Origin of the sequence: Nonomuraea sp. NPDC049750 (genome assembly GCF_040659625.1) — a bacterium.
Classification (GTDB): domain Bacteria; phylum Actinomycetota; class Actinomycetes; order Streptosporangiales; family Streptosporangiaceae; genus Nonomuraea.
In genome coordinates this window covers 23,362-41,453 of sequence record NZ_JBFANB010000055.1, presented here as the reverse complement: position 1 = coordinate 41,453, position 18,092 = coordinate 23,362, and the positions used below count along the sequence as shown (strand labels likewise).

17 protein-coding genes and 1 tRNA gene are annotated in these 18,092 nt (G+C 69.5%); 15 read left to right on the top strand and 3 right to left on the bottom strand.

Going from position 1 to position 18,092, the window contains the following annotated elements; genetic code table 11:
• Positions 1–108: 108 nt before the first annotated feature.
• From AB0J16_RS57645 to AB0J16_RS57615, 7 genes are all read left to right on the top strand, one after another.
• Positions 109–2,907, top strand: coding sequence for an Rne/Rng family ribonuclease (locus AB0J16_RS57645; protein ID WP_358557326.1), 2,799 nt, complete (start codon positions 109–111; stop codon positions 2,905–2,907).
• 201 nt (positions 2,908–3,108) lie between these two features.
• Complete coding sequence (gene rplU, locus AB0J16_RS57640) at positions 3,109–3,411, top strand: 50S ribosomal protein L21 (RefSeq protein WP_357939795.1); 303 nt, start codon at positions 3,109–3,111, stop codon at positions 3,409–3,411.
• Between the two features lie 16 nt (positions 3,412–3,427).
• Complete coding sequence (gene rpmA / locus AB0J16_RS57635; protein WP_090773491.1) at positions 3,428–3,685, top strand: 50S ribosomal protein L27; 258 nt, start codon at positions 3,428–3,430, stop codon at positions 3,683–3,685.
• Between the two features lie 243 nt (positions 3,686–3,928).
• Positions 3,929–5,278: a GTPase ObgE gene (gene obgE / locus AB0J16_RS57630; RefSeq protein ID WP_358557324.1), complete on the top strand. Its 1,350-nt coding sequence runs from the start codon at positions 3,929–3,931 to the stop codon at positions 5,276–5,278.
• A 187-nt stretch (positions 5,279–5,465) separates the two neighbouring features.
• The gene (gene proB, locus AB0J16_RS57625; protein WP_358557321.1) at positions 5,466–6,614 is read left to right on the top strand and encodes a glutamate 5-kinase; all 1,149 of its coding nucleotides are present in this window, start codon (positions 5,466–5,468) and stop codon (positions 6,612–6,614) included.
• Positions 6,615–6,815: 201 nt separating this feature from the next.
• Complete coding sequence (locus AB0J16_RS57620) at positions 6,816–8,096, top strand: glutamate-5-semialdehyde dehydrogenase (protein WP_358557319.1); 1,281 nt, start codon at positions 6,816–6,818, stop codon at positions 8,094–8,096.
• Positions 8,097–8,316: 220 nt separating this feature from the next.
• Positions 8,317–10,059, top strand: a complete 1,743-nt coding sequence (locus AB0J16_RS57615; protein WP_358557318.1) for a protein kinase — start codon at positions 8,317–8,319, stop codon at positions 10,057–10,059.
• A gap of 11 nt (positions 10,060–10,070) precedes the next feature.
• Here the strand turns inward: AB0J16_RS57615 and AB0J16_RS57610 are convergent, their stop codons facing one another.
• Complete coding sequence (locus tag AB0J16_RS57610) at positions 10,071–11,102, bottom strand: M48 family metallopeptidase (protein ID WP_225302586.1); 1,032 nt, start codon at positions 11,100–11,102, stop codon at positions 10,071–10,073.
• Between the two features lie 121 nt (positions 11,103–11,223).
• Here AB0J16_RS57610 and nadD point away from each other — a divergent pair, with 121 nt between their 5' ends.
• The 6 genes from nadD (at position 11,224) to AB0J16_RS57580 (ending at position 15,485) form a co-directional block, all read left to right on the top strand.
• On the top strand, positions 11,224–11,841 hold the full coding sequence (gene nadD / locus AB0J16_RS57605) for a nicotinate-nucleotide adenylyltransferase (protein ID WP_357648087.1): 618 nt from the start codon (positions 11,224–11,226) through the stop codon (positions 11,839–11,841).
• Between the two features lie 91 nt (positions 11,842–11,932).
• Entirely contained in the window at positions 11,933–12,328 is a 396-nt protein-coding gene (rsfS, locus tag AB0J16_RS57600; protein WP_357648089.1) for a ribosome silencing factor, read from the top strand.
• A complete protein-coding gene (locus AB0J16_RS57595; protein ID WP_357939809.1) occupies positions 12,325–12,948 on the top strand; it encodes a histidine phosphatase family protein in 624 nt (207 codons plus the stop codon). Before rsfS ends, AB0J16_RS57595 begins: the two co-directional genes overlap by 4 nt.
• Before the next feature lie 174 nt (positions 12,949–13,122).
• Positions 13,123–14,037, top strand: coding sequence for a TetR/AcrR family transcriptional regulator C-terminal domain-containing protein (locus AB0J16_RS57590; RefSeq protein ID WP_358557315.1), 915 nt, complete (start codon positions 13,123–13,125; stop codon positions 14,035–14,037).
• A gap of 65 nt (positions 14,038–14,102) precedes the next feature.
• A tRNA-Ala gene (locus AB0J16_RS57585) sits at positions 14,103–14,175 on the top strand.
• Positions 14,176–15,230: 1,055 nt separating this feature from the next.
• Positions 15,231–15,485, top strand: a complete 255-nt coding sequence (locus AB0J16_RS57580; RefSeq protein ID WP_358557312.1) for a hypothetical protein — start codon at positions 15,231–15,233, stop codon at positions 15,483–15,485.
• Between the two features lie 54 nt (positions 15,486–15,539).
• Here AB0J16_RS57580 and AB0J16_RS57575 read toward each other — a convergent pair whose 3' ends face one another.
• Together AB0J16_RS57575 and AB0J16_RS57570 are read right to left on the bottom strand one after the other, a co-directional pair.
• On the bottom strand, positions 15,540–16,079 hold the full coding sequence (locus tag AB0J16_RS57575) for a helix-turn-helix domain-containing protein (RefSeq protein ID WP_358557310.1): 540 nt from the start codon (positions 16,077–16,079) through the stop codon (positions 15,540–15,542).
• A 314-nt stretch (positions 16,080–16,393) separates the two neighbouring features.
• Positions 16,394–16,894: a carboxylesterase family protein gene (locus AB0J16_RS57570; RefSeq protein WP_358557307.1), complete on the bottom strand. Its 501-nt coding sequence runs from the start codon at positions 16,892–16,894 to the stop codon at positions 16,394–16,396.
• 92 nt (positions 16,895–16,986) lie between these two features.
• Between AB0J16_RS57570 and AB0J16_RS57565 the strand changes: the two genes are divergently transcribed.
• Positions 16,987–17,373 (top strand): hypothetical protein, encoded by a 387-nt coding sequence (locus AB0J16_RS57565; RefSeq protein WP_358557304.1) that lies wholly within the window; start codon positions 16,987–16,989, stop codon positions 17,371–17,373.
• Between the two features lies 1 nt (position 17,374).
• Positions 17,375–17,962, top strand: a complete 588-nt coding sequence (locus tag AB0J16_RS57560) for a TetR/AcrR family transcriptional regulator (RefSeq protein ID WP_358557301.1) — start codon at positions 17,375–17,377, stop codon at positions 17,960–17,962.
• Positions 17,963–18,092: the final 130 nt, after the last annotated feature.

The window sequence follows — 18,092 nt, the reverse complement described above, 5'->3', positions numbered from 1 at the left end:
CAGGACTTGGCGCCCGCGCCCCCTTTTGGGGGTGCGGGCGGACAACGAGACACGAGAGCTCCTGCGCGGCGCGGCGACGCGCCCGGGAGCTGACGGGAGAGCGCCCGCATGCTCGAGAACGAGCCCAACGGCGGGGCCAACGGCCCCGGCGGGGAGACAACTGAACAGTCCAAGGTGACAAAGCGTCGCCGTGCCGCGAGCCGGCCGGCGGGACCGCCGCCCGAGCTGCCAGAGGAGCCGGCGCCCACGACCACGGTCGCGGCCGCTACGGCCGAGCCCGCGAGCCCGGTCGAGTCGGCGAGCCCGGTCGAGGCCGCTGTGGCGCAGGCCATGGATGACGCTGTGGCGCAGGCCGCCGACACCGTCACTGAGGAGAAGCCCAAGAGGGCGGCGAGGACGCGGTCGACGGCCACGACGACGCGCCGCCGTACCAGCAAGAAGGCCGCGGACGAGGCGACGGAGAGCGCGCAGGACACCAGCGGTGGGGTCCCCGAGAGCGTGACCGGCACCGGCGGTGAGGCCGTGAGCACCCTGGAAGCGGCTGAGGGGGGCGAGCAGGCGGTCGAGGCCGCTCCGGCCAAGCGTCGCCGCACCCGCAAGAAGACAGAGCCTGAGGCGGCCGCTGAGAGCGTCGAGACGGCTCCGGGACGCTCCGCCGAGGTCGCGGCGGGCGTCGGTGAGGTGGCCGCCGAGCGGCTCGGCAGCGCCGACGCCGAAGAGGACGTCACCGAGCTCCTGCCCGAGGACGAGCCGCTGGACGACGAGCCCGCCGGGGAGGACCTCGACGAGGTCGACCGGCCGAGCCTGCTCGCCGACCCGTTCGGCCTGTCCGCGCGGGCGCAGAGCCAGCAGGGGACCGCGTTCCAGCGCCCCGCCGCCATCTTCGCGCCGCTGTTCCAGGCCCCGGACCCGACCCAGGCCAAGCCCGCCGCGACCCGGCGCCCCGAGCCGCAGCCGCAACCGCAGCCCGAACAGGCGGCCCCGGAGCCCGAGGAGGCCGCGGAGACGGTCACCGACGAGGAGGCCGACACCGTCGACGAGACGGAGGAAGAGGGCGGCAGCCGCCGTCGCCGCCGCCGTCGTGGCGGCAGGGGCCGTGGCAAGGCGCGCGAGCGTGACGACGCCGACGACGAGTCCGACGAGTCCGACGACGAACAGGGCGAGGAGCCTCAGGAAGAAGAGGCGTCCAGTTCCCGCCGTCGTCGCCGCCGCAGGCGCCGTGGTGCCGATGACGGCGCCGAGCCGGCCGGGGACGACCCGCCCAACACCGTCGTACGCATCCGCGCGCCCCGCACGGGCCGCGCCGCCGGGCATGACATCTCCGCCGACGGCGTCACGAGCGTGCGCGGCTCCACCAGGCTCGAGGCCAAGAAGCAGCGCCGTCGGGAGGGCCGTGAGCTGGGCCGCCGGCGTCCGCCGATCATCACCGAGTCGGAGTTCCTGGCTCGGCGCGAGTCGGTCGACCGGATGATGGTGGTGCGCCGCCAGGGCGACCGCACCCAGATCGCGGTGCTGGAGGACGGCGTGCTCGTCGAGCACTACGTCAACCGCGAGGCCAGCCAGTCCTACGTCGGCAACGTCTACCTCGGCAAGGTCCAGAACGTACTTCCGTCGATGGAGGCGGCCTTCGTCGACATCGGCAAGGGCCGCAACGCCGTCCTGTACGCCGGTGAGGTCAACTTCGACACCGCGGGCCTGGAAGGTCAGCCCAAGCGCATCGAGGCGGCGCTGAAGTCCGGCCAGTCGGTGCTGGTGCAGGTCACCAAGGACCCGATCGGCCACAAGGGCGCCCGCCTGACCTCACAGATCAGCCTGCCGGGCCGCTACCTCGTGTACGTGCCCGACGGCTCGATGACCGGCATCAGCCGCAAGCTGCCCGACAAGGAGCGCACGCGGCTCAAGAGCATCCTGAAGAAGGTCATGCCCGAGAACGCCGGCGTGATCGTGCGCACGGCCGCGGAGGGCGCTTCCGAGGACGAGCTGGCCCGCGACGTGGCCCGCCTGTCGGCGCAGTGGGAGAACATCCAGAAGAAGGCCAAGTCGGCCAGCCCGCCCGAGCTGCTCTCGGCCGAGCCGGACCTGACCGTCCGCGTGGTCCGCGACGTCTTCAACGAGGACTTCACCTCGCTGGTCGTGCAGGGCGAGGAGGCGTGGGAGACGGTCGAGGAATACGTCAAGTATGTCGCGCCGCACCTCGGCGAGCGCCTGTCCAAGTGGGACACCGAGCAGGGCGACGTGTTCGAGTCCTACCGGATCGACGAGCAGCTCGGCAAGGCGATGGAGCGGAAGGTCTGGCTGCCCAGCGGCGGCTCGCTGGTGATCGACCGTACCGAGGCGATGAGCGTCGTCGACGTCAACACCGGCAAGTTCACCGGGCAGGGCGGCAACCTCGAAGAGACCGTCACCCGCAACAACCTGGAGGCGGCCGAGGAGATCGTCCGCCAGCTCAGGCTCCGCGACATCGGCGGCATCATCGTGATCGACTTCATCGACATGGTGCTGGAGTCCAACCGCGACCTGGTGCTGCGGCGGCTGCTCGAATGCCTGGCGCGCGACAGGACCAAGCACCAGGTGGCTGAGGTCACCTCGCTGGGTCTGGTCCAGATGACGCGTAAGCGGGTCGGTCAGGGCCTCCTGGAGGCCTTCTCCACGCCGTGTGACTGCTGCAACGGGCGTGGTCTGATCGTCTCCACCGAGCCGGTCGAGTCCAAGCCGGAGCCACGCGGCACTCAGGGCAAGATGGCCATCGAGAAGGCGGTCTCGGACAAGGTGTCCGCGGCCAAGGACTCCGGTAGCCGTGATACCGTGACCGATGCGCTTGAAGACGTCCCGGCTGAGGACGACCAGGCGGGCCAGACTTCCGGCAGAGGGCGGCGACGCTCTCGCCGAGCCAAGTCAGCCGAGTAGCCAGGCGCTCCCGCAAGGGAGCGCTCCTCGGCGGACTGCCCCGACGATCCGTCCGGTTCGACCAGGGCACCGTTAATCCGGTACTCTTGAGAATCGGTGCGTCCAGCGGCGCGCCCTGTTCGCGCGCCTACTCGGTTCGTCGGTTCCAGACAGCACCGAATGCCGGGCGCAGCATTCAGAAGTCAGTAGAAGGGTTCCGCGGTGTACGCGATCGTTCGTTGCGGCGGCAGGCAGCAGAAGGTCTCCGTCGGTGACGTCCTCGAGGTGGACAAGGTCGCCGGCGAGGTCGGCACTTCGGTTTCGCTGCCGACGGTCCTCGTCGTCAACGACGGCGATGTGACCACGGAGGCGGGCAAGTTCCTGGTGAGCGCCGAGATCCTCGGTGAGACCAAGGGGCCGAAGATCCGCATCCTGAAGTACAAGAACAAGACCGGTTACAAGAAGCGCCAGGGTCACCGTCAGCGGTACACCCAGGTGAAGATCACCGGTATCGACCAGGCCTGATCGGGGAGTTAGAGAGATGGCACACAAGAAGGGCGCGTCGTCCACCCGGAACGGCCGTGACTCCAACGCCCAGCGCCTGGGCGTCAAGCGCTTCGGCGGCCAGCTGGTCAACGCGGGCGAGATCATCGTCCGGCAGCGTGGCACCCACTTCCACCCCGGCGACAACGTCGGCCGCGGCGGCGACGACACGCTGTTCGCGCTGGCCGCCGGCCACGTGCAGTTCGGTCTCAAGCGCGGTCGCCGCGCGGTGAGCATCGTTCCGGTGGCGGAGTAGATTCTCAGAGTTTCCTGCTCAGGGGCGGATCGGGTTCTCGATCCGTCCCTGAGTGCGTTTTTCACGACTTTTTGGTGTACGGCTCAGCGCGGTGGGCCCCACCCGCCGTGCGGGGCCGGGGCCCGTCCAAGGGCACGCTCCTCCGGTGGACGTGGTCGCGCGCCGTGACGTGCGCATTCTTGGCCCCGGTCCATGGACTGGGTTATGTGACGGGCCTTGATCGGCCTAGGAGGAGGGGCCGGGATGGCTGACTTTGTGGACCAAGTGGTGCTGCACCTCAAGGCGGGTGACGGCGGCAACGGCTGCGCGTCCGTGCACCGGGAGAAGTTCAAGCCGCTCGGCGGGCCCGACGGCGGCAACGGCGGGCGCGGCGGCGCGGTGATCCTTGAGGTGAGCCCCAACACCGCCACACTGCTCGAATACCACCACCGGCCGCATCGCAAGGCCGACAACGGCAAGCAGGGCCAGGGGTCCAACCGCGACGGGGCCAATGGCGGGGACGTCATCCTTCCGGTGCCCAACGGGACGGTCGTCAAGAACGCCGCCACCGGTGAGGTGCTCATCGACCTGGTGGGCGTCGGCACCCGCTACGTGATCGCCGAAGGCGGTTTCGGCGGGCTCGGCAACGCGGCGCTGGCCAGCACCAAGCGCAAGGCGCCCGGGTTCGCGCTGCTCGGGGAGCCGGGGGACGCGCTCGACGTCATGCTGGAGCTCAAGAGCGTCGCCGACGTGGCGCTCGTCGGCTTCCCCAGCGCCGGGAAGTCGTCGCTGATCGCGGCCCTGTCCGCGGCCCGGCCGAAGATCGCCGACTACCCGTTCACCACCCTGATCCCCAACCTGGGCGTGGTGACCGCGGGCGAGACCATCTTCACCGTCGCCGACGTGCCGGGGCTGATCCCCGGGGCGTCGCAGGGCAAGGGGCTCGGGCACGAGTTCCTGCGCCACGTCGAGCGGTGCGACATGCTCATCCACGTCATCGACTGCGCCACCATGGAGCCGGGACGCGACCCGATCAGCGACTACGAGGTGATCGAGGCCGAGCTCGAGGCCTACGGCAAGCTCGAGGATCGGCCCCGCATGGTCGTGCTGAACAAGGCCGACGTGCCGGACGCCCGTGAGCTGGCCGATCTGGTCAAGGGCGAGTTCGAGGAGCGCGGGCTGCGGGTCTTCACCATCTCGGCCGCCACCCATGACGGGCTGCGGGAGCTGACGTTCGCGATGGGCGAATGGGTGGCCGCGGCCAGGGCCGCCAAGCCCGTCGAGGAGCCCACGCGGCTGGTGCTCAGGCCCAAGCAACTCGGCGAGGCCGGGTTCAGCGTCCGCCGGGTCAACGACAACCTCTTCCAGGTCACCGGCGAGAAGCCGGAGCGCTGGATCAGGCAGACCGACTTCAGCAACGACGAGGCCGTCGGTTACCTGGCCGACCGGCTGGAGCGGCTCGGCATCGAGGATCAGCTGGTCAAGGCCGGTGCCACCGCGGGTGCGGAGGTCGTCATCGGGCCGATGGAGGGTGGCTACGTCTTCGACTGGCAGCCCACGCTCAATGCCGAGTCCGTACGACAGGGGCCGCGCGGCACCGACAACCGGTTCTAGCGGCGCTCGACCCCCGGCTTCGCTCCTGGGCGGCCCCCGGCTTTCGGTCCTAGGTCGCCCCGGCCCGCCCTCTGGCTTCCCGTCCCCGGTGGCCTGACCCCGGCGGCATCCCGACTCTCGGCCGGTTGCCGACGGCGGGAGCATCGGCCGGGGAGGTCGGGTCGCCGCTCTCCGATAGGCTTCGAACGTGCGGGAACAGGTCAGCCGGGAACAGATCAGCCGGAAACAGATCAGCTCAGCGTCGAAGGTCGTCGTCAAGGTCGGCTCTTCGTCGCTCACCACCCCCCAAGGCATGATCGACGTCGACCGGGTCGATGCCCTGGTCGATGTGCTTGCCGCCCGCCGCCGCGCCGGGACCCAGCTGGTCCTGGTCTCCTCGGGAGCGATCGCGGCGGGCCTGGGCCCGCTGGGGCTGACCGTGCGCCCCCGCGACCTCGCCACCCAGCAGGCCGCCGCCTCCGTCGGCCAGGGCGTGCTCGTCGCCCGCTACACCTCCTCTTTCGCCCGCTACGGCCTGCGCGTCGGGCAGGTGCTGCTGACGGCCGACGACATGATGCGCCGCGCCCACCACGCCAACGCCCAGCGCACTCTCAACCGGCTGCTGGAGCTCGGCATCGTGCCGATCGTCAACGAGAACGACACCGTCGCCACCGACGAGATCCGCTTCGGCGACAACGACCGGCTGGCGGCTCTGGTCGCCCATCTCATCCACAGCGACGCGCTGGTCCTGCTCTCCGACGTCGACGCCCTCTACGACGGGCCGCCGAGCCGCAGCGGGTCCCGGCGGCTGGCCGAGATCCGCGGCCCCGAGGACCTGGTCGGCGTCGAGCTCGGCAAGAACGGCGCGGCGGTCGGCACCGGCGGCATGGTCACCAAGGTGCAGGCCGCCAGGATCGCCACCGGCGCCGGGGTGCCGGTCGTGCTGACCGCGGCCGCGCACGCCGCCCAGGCGCTGGCCGGGGCCGATGTCGGGACCTATTTCCACCCGGGCGGCCGTCACCCCGGCACCCGGTTGCTCTGGCTCGCCCACGCGACCACTGGACGCGGGCGGCTGCTGCTCGACGACGGCGCGGTCGAGGCCATCGTGGCCAGGCGCAAGTCGCTGCTGCCCGCCGGGGTCACCTCGGTGGAGGGCGACTTCGCGGCCGGCGACCCGGTGGACCTGTGCGGGCCGCGCGGCGGGGTGGTGGCGCGGGGGCTGGTCAACTTCGACGCGGGGGAGATCCCCGGACTGCTCGGCCGCTCGACGCGAGACCTGGGCAACGAGCTCGGTCCCGAATACGAGCGCGAGCTGATCCACCGCGACGACATCGTCATACTGGAAGCCCACAACTAGACAACCGGAAACCGGCAGCCCACAACCAGGCCACCGGTCACCGAAAGTAACCAGACGACCGGTCTCCGGAAGCAACCAGGCCACCGGTCACCGAAGCAACCAGGCCACCGGTCACCGAAAGCCCGCAACGAGGCGGCCGGAGACCGGAAGCCACAACTAGGCAGGCAGCCGGTTCGCCGGCCGTCGGCAGAGGAGCGTGTGATGTCCGAGGAGTTCCTGAAGGTCGCCCGCGCGGCGCGAGAGGCCGCCGCCGAGCTGGCCCCGCTGCCGCGGGCGCCCAAGGACCGGGCGTTGCGCGCGGTCGCCGACGCCCTCGTCGCCCACACCGCCGAGATCGTCGAGGCCAACGCCAAGGACGTCGCGCAGGCGCGGGAGCAGGGCACGCCGGAGGCCATGATCGACCGGCTGCGCCTCGACGGGCCCAGGATCGAGGCCATCGCCGAGGCCGTACGCCAGGTGGCCGACCTGCCCGACCCCGTCGGCGAGGTGATCCGGGGCAGCACGCTGCCCAACGGCCTGGAGCTGCGCCAGCTCAGGGTGCCGCTGGGTGTGATCGGCATCATCTATGAGGGCCGCCCCAACGTCACCGTCGACGCCGCCGCGCTCTGCCTCAAGAGCGGCAACGCGGCCCTGCTCAGGGGCTCCTCCAGCGCCTATGCCTCCAACACCGTGCTGGTGCGGGTGATGCAGGACGCGCTGGAGAGCACCGAGGTGCCTTCTGGGGCGGTACAGCTGGTGCCGGGCCTGACGCGCGACTCCGTCAAGGAGCTGATGCGGGCCCGCGGCCTGGTCGACGTGCTGATCCCGCGCGGCGGCGCGTCGCTGATCAACTCGGTGGTCGAGGAGTCGACGGTCCCGGTGATCGAGACCGGCGTGGGCAACTGCCACGTCTACATCGACGCCGACGCCGATCTGGACCTGGCCGTCGACATCCTGGTCAACGCCAAGGCGCAGCGGCCGTCGGTGTGCAACGCGGCCGAGACGTTCCTGGTCCACGCCGGGGTGGCCGACGCGTTCGTGCCCCGGGCGCTCCAGGCGCTCAAGGACGCGGGCGTGACCGTGCACGGCGACGACCGGATCGCCGCCTACGGCGAGGTGGAGGCGGCCACCGAGGACGACTTCCTCGCCGAATACCTCTCGCTCGACATCGCCGCCGCCGTCGTCGGCTCGCTGGAGGAGGCCGTCGCCCACATCAGGCGCTACGGCTCGGGCCACACCGACGCCATCGTCACCCGGTCGCAGCAGGCGGCGCGCAGGTTCGTCTCGCTGGTCGACTCGGCGGCCGTCGCGGTCAACGCCTCCACCCGGTTCACCGACGGCGGTGAGTTCGGCTTCGGCGCGGAGATCGGCATCTCCACCCAGAAGCTGCACGCACGCGGGCCGATGGGCCTGCCCGAGCTGACGTCCACCAAATGGGTCTATACCGGCGAAGGGCATCTGCGTACATCAGCAGGCACGGTCATCCCAAGGTCAGGCGCCTGACGGGGTTGGGCAGCGGTGGCGTGTCGGCGTGACCGGTCAGCGGAGGAGCTCGGTTGACTGGTCCACATGGAGATCGTCCTGTCGGCGGGGCCCACGACGGAGCTCGACAGTATGTTGTCCGAGCAATCCCGCCGATAAAGCTTCGGCGCGCCGCACGCGCTATCAGGCGTCCCAGCGCTAGGGTGTTGTCCCTTATGGGCGCGCCGGGCGGGGAGGGACGGTGACCAAGCTCGGCAAGGTCGGGCCGTACACCCTGCTTGAGAGGCTTGGTCGGGGCGGCATGGGCGAGGTCTATCTCGCCAGCTCCCGCCGGGGCGAGCGGGTCGCCCTCAAGGTCCTGCACGACCTGGCGGAAGACAGCTCCATGCGGGTCAGGCTCGAACGCGAGGTCCGGGCGCTGCGCCGGGTCGAGAGCCCGTACGTGGCCAAGGTGGTGGACGCCGATCTCTCGTGCGAACGGCCGTACCTCGTCATGGAGAACATCGAGGGCGCCACGCTGCTCGACATGGTGCGCCACAGCGGCCCGCTCAACATGGCGCAGCTGGTGGAGCTGGCGCAGGGCATCGCCACCGCGCTCGCGATCATCCACGCGGCCGGCGTGGTGCACCGCGACCTCAAGCCCGCGAACATCATCATGGGCGCCGAGGGCCCGGTCCTCATCGACTTCGGCATCGCGCAGGTGGTGGACGCCACCCGCCTCACCCTGACCGGCACCTTCCTCGGCACACCCGGCTACACCGCGCCCGAGATCTTCGCCGACGAGCACGTCGACTCGCCCGCCGACATTCACGCGTGGGCGGCGACGGTGGCGTTCGCGGCGACCGGGCGGCCGACTTTCGGGCGAGGGACGGCCGAGGCGCAGATGTACGCGGTGCTCAACGGGCAGGCCGACCTCAAGGGCGTGCCGGTGGCGCTGCTGTCGCTGGTGCGGGCCGCGCTGAACCGGGAGCCGGGCAAGCGCCCGACGGCCGCGCTGCTCGCCGACCGCCTGTCACGGCTGGCCAAGGCGACCAGCCCCGCCGAGCCCGATGCCGCCCGCGTCGTGCCCGCGGCCGAGGAGGGCGTCGCGGTGCGTGGCCGGGCCGGTGAGGAGGCCAAGCCGCGCAGCCGCACGGCGGAGGAGGCCAAGCCGCGTGGCCGGACCGGTGAGGAGGCCAAGCCACCGCGCGGCCGGACGGTGGACGACGGGAAGGTGCCCGCGCCGCGGACACGGACGAACCCGGACGGGAAGGTCCCGGTGCCGCGCGGTCGTACAGGTGCGGACGGGAAGGTGCCCGCACCCCGGGGCCGCACGAGTACGGATGGAAAGGGCACGGGGCCACGGCTCCGCACAGGCGAGGGCGTCAAGGCCACACCCGTACGGAGCCGCACGAAGGCCGTGACCGGGAAACCCCGGACGCCGGGCACGCGCAACACCGGACTCAGGTCGGAGTCGGGCTCCACCACGCTGCCCGCGGGCAACGCCGCGCTGTTGCTGCTCGCGGTGCTGGCCGTGCCCTGTGTGGTGGCGTCGGTGATCTGGCCGATCGCGACGATCGGGATCACGGCCGCGTTCGTACTGCTGACCAGGACGCTCTGGATGAGCCACTGGATGGTCAGGAAGCGGGTCTCGCGCCGGGTCAGGGTGACCCTGCGCGTGGTGCTCTTCCCGTTCGCGTTCACCGGTGCGACCGCGACCGCCGTGGTGTGGCCGGGCGTGCCCGTCGCGGTGGCGGCGGGTGGCGCGCTCTGGCTGATCGGCGGCGGCCAGATCGATGCCGACTGGTGGCAGCAGCCCGCGCCGGTCACCGCCGCGGGTGTCGTGTTCGGGATGCTGTGTGGCGGCATCACCGGACGCGAGATCGAGCGGGTCGGCGCTCATCTGCCGGATCTGCGCAGGGAAGGGCTGCGCGCACTGGCCGTGCTGGGCGGGTTCGTCGCCCTGTGCGCGGCGGCGGTGCGCGCTATCGCGCTGCTTCTGTGACCGGCTGTGGGTTAGCCCTGGCCGCCGTCGCGCCGGGAGAAGCGGTTGAAGATGCGCTCGCCCGCGTTGACCGCGCCCTCTGCCACGTCGCGCAGTACGCCGATGAACGGATCCTGCGACTGGGACCACGACGCGCGGTAGGACTCGGCCGCGGCCTTGATCTCGTCGGTGACCCGGGCGCTGGCGTCGTCTTCCCTGCGCGGGTAGTCGCCGCCGAGGATGCGCTCGTACTCGCCGCCGCGGTGCCACTTGTCGAGCTCGGCCACGCGCACCACGGCGAACGGGTGGGTGGTGCCGAGCAGGTTGAGCACCTTGAGGAAGCCGTCGCGCAGGTCGCCCGCGGTGTCGTATTCCTGGTACTGCTCCAGGAACGCCTCGATGTTCATCTCGTGGGTGTAGGCGCCGCCGGCCAGCTTCATCAGCGCGCGCTTGGCCGCGTCCGGGTCCTGGCCGGTGAGCAGGCCGCCGCGGTCGGAGGAGAGCTCCGACTTGCGGTACCACTCCTCCAGGCCCGCGACGATCGCGCGCAGGCCGATGTAGCCGAGCGGGATCCAGGCCACGCGGGTGGCCAGGCGGGTGAGGATGTCGAGCATCGTCCGGTAGACGGCGTGGCCCGACAGGATGTGCGAGGTCTCGTGACCGATGACGAAGCGCTGCTCCTCCTCGTTCATGAGGTTGAGCAGGCCGGTGGTCACCACGATGAACGGGTCGTCGAAACCGATGGCCTTGGCCTGGACCTGCGGGTCCTGCTGGACGTAGATCTCGGGGATCCGGTGCAGGTCGAGGACGTAGGCGGCGTCGCGGCCCATGTCGTAGAGGGAGCGGAACTGGGTCTCGCTCACACGCACGGCCGACGCGAGGTACATCAGGCGCAGGCGGCGCTCGCTGATGAGGCCGGACATCTGCTTGAGAACCGTGTCGAACCCACTCAACTTACGCAGAGCGACCAGCGCGGACCGGTCTGCGGGGTGTTCGTAGGCACGAGACGAGATGCCGGGCAATTGGACGCGGTTGCGGTCCGGGGTGGTCGTCATGCCCGGCATGCTACGTCGGCAGCCGGGACGGCGCGCGTTCATCACCTGGGTTCGTGACGGGGTTGGTGACCGCTTTGGTCAGCGGGGGGTGCCATGTGGGTGTCGGATTGCCGACGCGTAGGGTCCTTTCATGATGAACGCGCCGAGTGTCCAGGGAAAGCGACGCGTGGGAGTGATGGGTGGGACGTTCGACCCGATTCACCACGGTCACCTGGTCGCTGCCAGCGAAGTGGCTCACCACTTCAATCTCGACGAGGTCGTCTTCGTGCCTACGGGCCGGCCGTACCAGAAGTCGGAGCGCGAGGTGTCCGCGCCCGAGGACCGCTATCTGATGACCGTGATCGCGACCGCGTCGAACCCCCGCTTCTCGGTGAGCCGGGTGGACGTCGACCGGCCCGGGCCCACCTTCACCATCGACACGCTGCGTGAGATCTCCGCGATCTACGGACCTGAGGCACAGCTCTACTTCATCACCGGAGCCGACGCCCTCGGCGCGATTCTCAGCTGGCAGGACGCCGAGGAGCTGTTCGAACTCGCCCATTTCGTGGGGTGTACGCGGCCCGGCCACACGCTGCACGATCCGGGCCTGCCCCCGGGGAAGGTGACCTTGCTGGAGATCCCCGCCCTGGCCATCTCCTCGTCGGAGTGCAGGCAGCGGGTGGAGAAGGGTGAGCCGATCTGGTACCTGGTGCCGGATGGAATCGTGCAGTACATCAACAAACGCGGCCTTTACCACGCAGAGGGGTGAAGGTGCTCGTGCCATACGTGGGGCTGTGGAGCCGTAACGGGTACCCTCAACATAGGGGCATGTTGCCGACACAGGAGGACCGACCCGCATCGTGACCGCATCCGAAAGAGCCGTCCAGCTCGTCCAGATCGCCGCCGAGGCCGCGGCCGACAAGCTGGCCGATGACATTCTCGCCTACGACGTGAGCGAGCAACTCGTCATCACCGACGCGTTCCTGCTCTGCTCCGCCACGAACGACCGCCAGGTCCGCGCCATCGTCGACGAGATCGAAGACAGGCTGCGCATCGAGGCTGACGCCAAGCCGGTACGCCGCGAGGGTGAGCGCGAGGGCCGTTGGGTGCTCCTCGACTACCTCGACATCGTCGTACACGTGCAGCACGAGGAGGACCGCACCTTCTACGCGCTGGAGCGCCTCTGGAAGGACTGCCCGGCCATCCCGCTCCCGGAGAGCGTGGCGCAGGCCAACATCCAGCGGGCTCGCACTTGAGCAAGAGGATCGTCTGCCTCAGGCATGGCCAGACGCTGTGGAACGTCGAGCGTCGCTTCCAAGGCCACTCCGACATCCCGCTCGACGAGACCGGTGTCGCCCAGGCGGCCAGGGCCGCGTCTCTGCTGGCCTCGCTGCGGCCCACCGTCATCGTCTCCTCCGACCTTCAGCGGGCCAACGACACCGCGCTGGCCCTTGGCCGGATCGTCGGTCTCGAGGTCTCCGTCGACAAGGACCTCCGCGAACGCGGCGGAGGTCAGTGGGAGGGCCTGACCCGCGACGAGATCGCCGCCCGCTGGCCGGAGGAGTACGTGGCCTGGGAGGCCCCCGACGGCGAGCCGGTCGCCGACGTGGCCGGCCGGGTGGCGGCCGCCATGCGCCGCTGGGCCGACCGGCTCGACGACGACGGCCTGCTGGTCGTGGCCTCGCACGGCGCGGCGCTGCGGTTGGGCATCTGCGAGCTGCTGGGGCTTCCTGAGGAGCTCTGGCCGGCGCTGGGCGGGCTCGGAAACTGCTCCTGGTCGGTGTTGCAGGAGGGGCGTAAGGGGTGGCGGTTGCTCGAACACAACGCGGGCACGCTGCCTGAGCCGGTCAACAGCGACGACCGTCCGGACGCCTAGCCCCCCTGGCCCTCGGTCTGCTGCGTCGAGCCCGGGTCGGGTCGCGTCGTGCCCGGGTCCTGCTGCGTGGGCGAATTCTTCCGGCGATAGCGGATTTGTAGCTCTAGTGCGGGTGGCGGAGGTGATGTGGTGTTATTTCGTCTTAGTGCGCTAGGGCGATGAGGAGACTTCGCGGTGGACCGAGGTGAGGTGCCTTACCTCCGGATCGTCGGCGAACTGCGGCGGCGGATCGCCGCAGGGGAGCTGGCGGTGGGGGACAGGATCCCGTCCACCCGGCAGATCATGCGTGACTGGGGAGTGGCGATGGCCACGGCCAGCAAGGTGATCGGCACGCTTCGGGACGAAGGGCTGGTACGCCCGGTGCCCGGGATCGGCACCGTGGTGGTCTACCGGGTCGACGCTCCGCCCGAGGCGGCTGACGGCGGTGGGGGGCTGGAGTCCGCCCCCGCGGACCTGACTGGGCAGCGCGTCCTCGGCGTGGCCATCAAGATCGCTGACGGTGAAGGGCTCGCCGCCGTCTCCATGGACCGGCTCGCCACCGAGCTCGGTGCTCCGGTTTTGTGGCTACTTATGTACGTACGGAGCAAGGACGAGCTTCTACACCTGATGGCGGACGCCGCCTACGGCGAGATTCCGCTGCCTGCACAGCCGCCGCCCGGTTGGCGCGCCCAGCTGGAGGTGTCGCTGCGGCTTCAATGGCGCCTCCACCGCCGCCATCCCTGGCTCTCTCAGGCCATCCCGCTCACCAGGCCAGAGCTCGTCCGCAACGCGATGGCGCACACCGAATGGATCCTGCGCGCCCTCGACGGCCTCGGCCTCACCCCCAACGCCATGCTGCACGCCAGCGTGTCGCTGGCCGGGTTCGTACGAGGGGTCGCGGCGGCCCCGGAGGCCGACGATGAAGCGGCGGTCAGGGAGGGGCAGCTGGCCGAGGCGCTCTCCTCCGGCGGCTTCCCGACCATGGCCAGGGTGATCGTGCAGCCCGGACTCGACCTCGACCTGGACTCGCTCTTCGAGTTCGGGCTGCGGCGCCAGCTGGACGGGCTGGCCGTACTGGTGGCCGGTGCGGCGCACGGACGGCGCGATTAGGCGAATCCCCCCGATGGCTATATGCTCTCGGAGCGCCGTAACGAGCCAGCTCGTCACGGTGACCAGGGGCTATAGCGCAGCTGGTAGCGCACCTCCATGGCATGGAGGGGGTCTGGGGTTCGAATCCCCATAGCTCCACGTTCGTCGGCGGGGTTGGTTTGGTCGCTCGCCCCCTACGGGGGCTTCGCTCCCTCCGGCCTCCTCATTGTTTACCCCGGGGGATAACCCCCGGACCCCCAGCGTCGGGCCAATCGGCCTTCGCTTCGCTCCGGGCTGTTTTTCTTTTTGCCTAATCGGCTTCGCCTCTTTTGGCGCTTCGCGCTTGGGGCTTCAGGCGTTTTCTTCCAGTCGGGCCTGGTCCCGACCCCTGTAGGGCCTTCGCTTCGCTCGGGCGGTCTTATTTAGGCGCTTCGCCTGCTTGGGGCCATTTGGGTCCTCGGTTGGGAGCATGTGGCGGAGTGCGCTCGTCGTCGGGTAGGGCGCATGAGGACTGCTCGTGGCCACCGGTGTAGGCATGTTGGCCGCAGTTACCGTCCGGTGTTGTTGTCGCCTGTGGGCTCTGCATCTGGATGAGCGGCGCGTGGGCGAGTGCTTCGGTGCCGACCGGATGTGCCGAGGACCCCGGATGTGACGGGGGAACTCGGATTTACCGGGGGAAGTCGCCTCCGCGGGGAAGCATCACGTCTGCGCCCAGAGTGCGTGCTAGCGCTTCGTCCTTCGGTTTGGTGTCGGCGATCACGCGCGCGTCATTTCGCTTGCTGGAGAGGCGAAGAGGCGCCTGGTGATGGCCGCGGTCGCGATGAGCGACCAGGTGAGAGATCCGCCGGTGCCGCCGGTGTTGTTGGCTGCGGTCGCGACATTGCTGAGAGGGTTGATCTCGACGAAGGCTTGGAGCCGGCTCGCCCGTCACGCCCCAAGTTGCGCCGGATGCCCGCTTCCTGATTCTTCGCCGTGGTCAATGATGGCCTGCTTAGTTTTGACGATGTTTCCGTCGTCGCAGTACGGACCGGGCGCCATGGTGCTATCGGCTCTTTTGTATCGGACACGCAAGTATTGGCCGAGTTTCTTGCGCGTATGCGATCAGGGTTTCCATAGAGATGGAGGTTGGGGTCGCTGGCTAGCGAAACATAGGGCAGTTGAATCCCGCCGGGTCGGCCTTCGCTGGAGCCGAAGATGACACCTAAGATCAGCTCATGCTTGACACCGTGGTTCCTCTGGGCTTCTTAGGGCTCTTTGCCTGCTTCCTTGTCTTCTGGGGCGTGATGGTCGTTCGGACTCTTCGGCAGCGCCGTGTCCTCAAGTACACGGACGCCGTCAGAGCTACCGAACTCACCGGTCGTGTGCGCCAGCTCAAGGTTCGCGGATACGAAGAGCAGGCGGTCCGGCTCGTACAGGAGGAATTGGCGATGCCTCCCAAGGTGGCCCGTTCCTGGGTGAAGTCCATATAGGAAACAGCGACAGGCTGAGTATTGTGTCCTTCGTGGGCCACCCGCTCGCTCTTGTCAGATGACAGACGAGGGCTTGGGAGGCCACGCGACATCGTCGATCGCGAGAAACGGCGAGATCGCGACCGCCGTCGGCGTCATCCCGGCGAAGGCCATGACATCTCTGTGAAGGTGGGACTGGTCGGCGTAACCGCTCTCCGCCGCTACCAATGCGGCGCTATGGCCGGTGGCCAGGCGGTGGGCCGCGTGGTCGAAGCGGATGAGCTGGGCGACGCGCTTGGCGGTGAGGCCGACCTGGGCGCGGAACCGGGACCAAAGGCGCTTGCGGCTCCAGCCGATCTCGGTGACCAGGCGTTCGACGCGTACCCGCCCTCGGCTGGCCACCATCTGCCGCCAGGAGAAGGTGACTTCCGGATCGACGGCTCGGCCTGCGTCGGCCTGCCGGGCCAGCGCGGCCTCCGGCGAATCGCTCCTCCCACGATCTGGCGGCATGCAACGCTCGTGGGTTCGTACGGCGTCTTGTCCCCACAGGTCGTCGAGGGTGACCAGCGTCCCGCCCAGTTCCGCGGAGGCGCCCAAGACCGCGTATGCGACCATCCGCGAGAGCCGCGGCTGGAGGCCTTCGGAGCTGCTGGCGAACCCGCCCTCGAGCCCTGTGGGGGGCGAGTCCGGCGGCGACGCGTTCTCGCTGCTGCGAACCACGGCCGTCTTCGATGACGAATGGTTGGCCGCCGAGGTCGAAGATCACCATGACCGTGGGGTGCGGGACCAGCGCGAGGCCTGGCTGGACTTCTCGTCGAGGAGGTCGAACACGTACGGGAGCTCCACCGCGTGAGCGGCGCCGAGGCGACCGGCGAAGCTCGGCGACTCGTGGTCGAAGCGGGTACATCCAGGTGTCGGCCTCGCCGGCCTCAAGGCGGGCCTCGGCGACCCGGATCACCGGAACCCGAATGAAGCGGTCGGTGGTCACGGCGGCGAGCAGGTCCCCGTCGTTCGCGCCCGGCCGGGCCGCCCGGTAAGAGCTCGATCGTCCCGTCGGGGCCGCCGTAGGCGCCCACGACCGCGGAGAGGATGCGCTCGTCGGCGAGGTCGATCATGCCGGTGGGGACGAGGCCGATCCGGGTGTCGTCGCGGTTCCACCTGGCCAGGAGGCGTACGCCGCCGGCGGCACCGCCGAGCCGGTAGTTGATCGTGACGCACACGACCCCGTCGCGGGCGAAGGAGGTGCCGCGGTAGCCGGCGATGGATCCGGACCCCTTCGTGAACATGCCGCCGTGAATCCAGACCAGTACCGGTAAGCCGGATGCCCCGGGATCGGGGGTCCACACGTTGAGGTTGAGGCAGTCCTCGCACGGGCGGCTCGGGAGGCCCGCTTGGGATAGCCGTTCCGGACACGAGATCGAGCAGCACAAGCTCCGAGCCTGGGTGTCTGGGACGAATGTTTCGTTCTGTGGTCAGCGCTAGGCCCTTGCACGTCGTTATCCGCCTGTGTAAATTTATACGCATGGATAAGAAACCGTGGAATCTGGTCCGGACGCTCTTCGTCGCCGTGCTCGTCATCTCGATCGCGACGCTCGGCGTGGCCGCCGTCATCGGTGGCAACTGGGTCGTGTGGCTGCGCGGCGCCGCCGTGGCCGCCGCCTCCGTCTGGCTCGTGGCTCTGGCCGGGCAGGCCGCACGAGGCAAGCGATCGGCCTACCTGCGCATTCGCTTCATCACCTTCGCCGCGCCCATCGGGATCGTGCTCATCCTCCTCGCGCCGGACAGCGGCTATCCCGGCTGGATGAAGGCGGAGCAGGCAGTGGTCGGCGTCCTGGTCGCCGCCGTCGCGGTCATCGTCAACCGTCGTGCCGTACGTGAGGCGTACCCGAAGCGTGGCAAGCTGGGGTGATATGCAGACCTCCGGAACTCGCCGCGAAGCCACCGAGGCCCGCAGAGCCCAGATCGCCTCCGCCACCATCGCCGTGCTCGCCGAGCGCGGCTATGCGGAGACCACATTCGAGGCCATCTGCGAGCACGCCGGGCTCAGCAGCAAGAGGCTGATCTCCTATCACTTCTCCAACAAGGAGCAGCTTTTCGAGGCCGTTGTGCGTCAGGTCATCACCGACGCTGCCGCCTTCATGCGTCCGAGGCTGGACGCCGCCTCCGGAGCCAATGCGCAACTGGAGGCGTTCATCCGGGCCAACATCGCCTTCATCGCCGCCCATCCTGGACACGTGCGCGCGGTGCAGCAGATCGCGCACAACCAGGCGTTCGCGGGTGACCACGAGCGGGACGCCGCGATCGCCAGGCTGGTGGCGCTGTTCACGGACGGGCAGCGTACGGGGGCTTTCCGGGCGTTCGACAGTGTGCTGATGAGTACGGCCCTGCGTGCGTCGATCGACGCGATGGCCGAGCGCATCGTCGACGGCCTCGACCCCGACCACTGCGCGAACGAACTCGTCGAGATCTTCGGCCGGGCGACCGGAGCTGGATTTTAAATTCTTTTCTCCTCGTCCCATCGCTCGCGACAGTTCTGCGACAGCGCGGCGAAAGGGCGTGGCGGTGGGCCGAATGCAATTCCGGGCACTGGCCCTGCGCGACCATCATTTGGGGGCCATGGATATACCG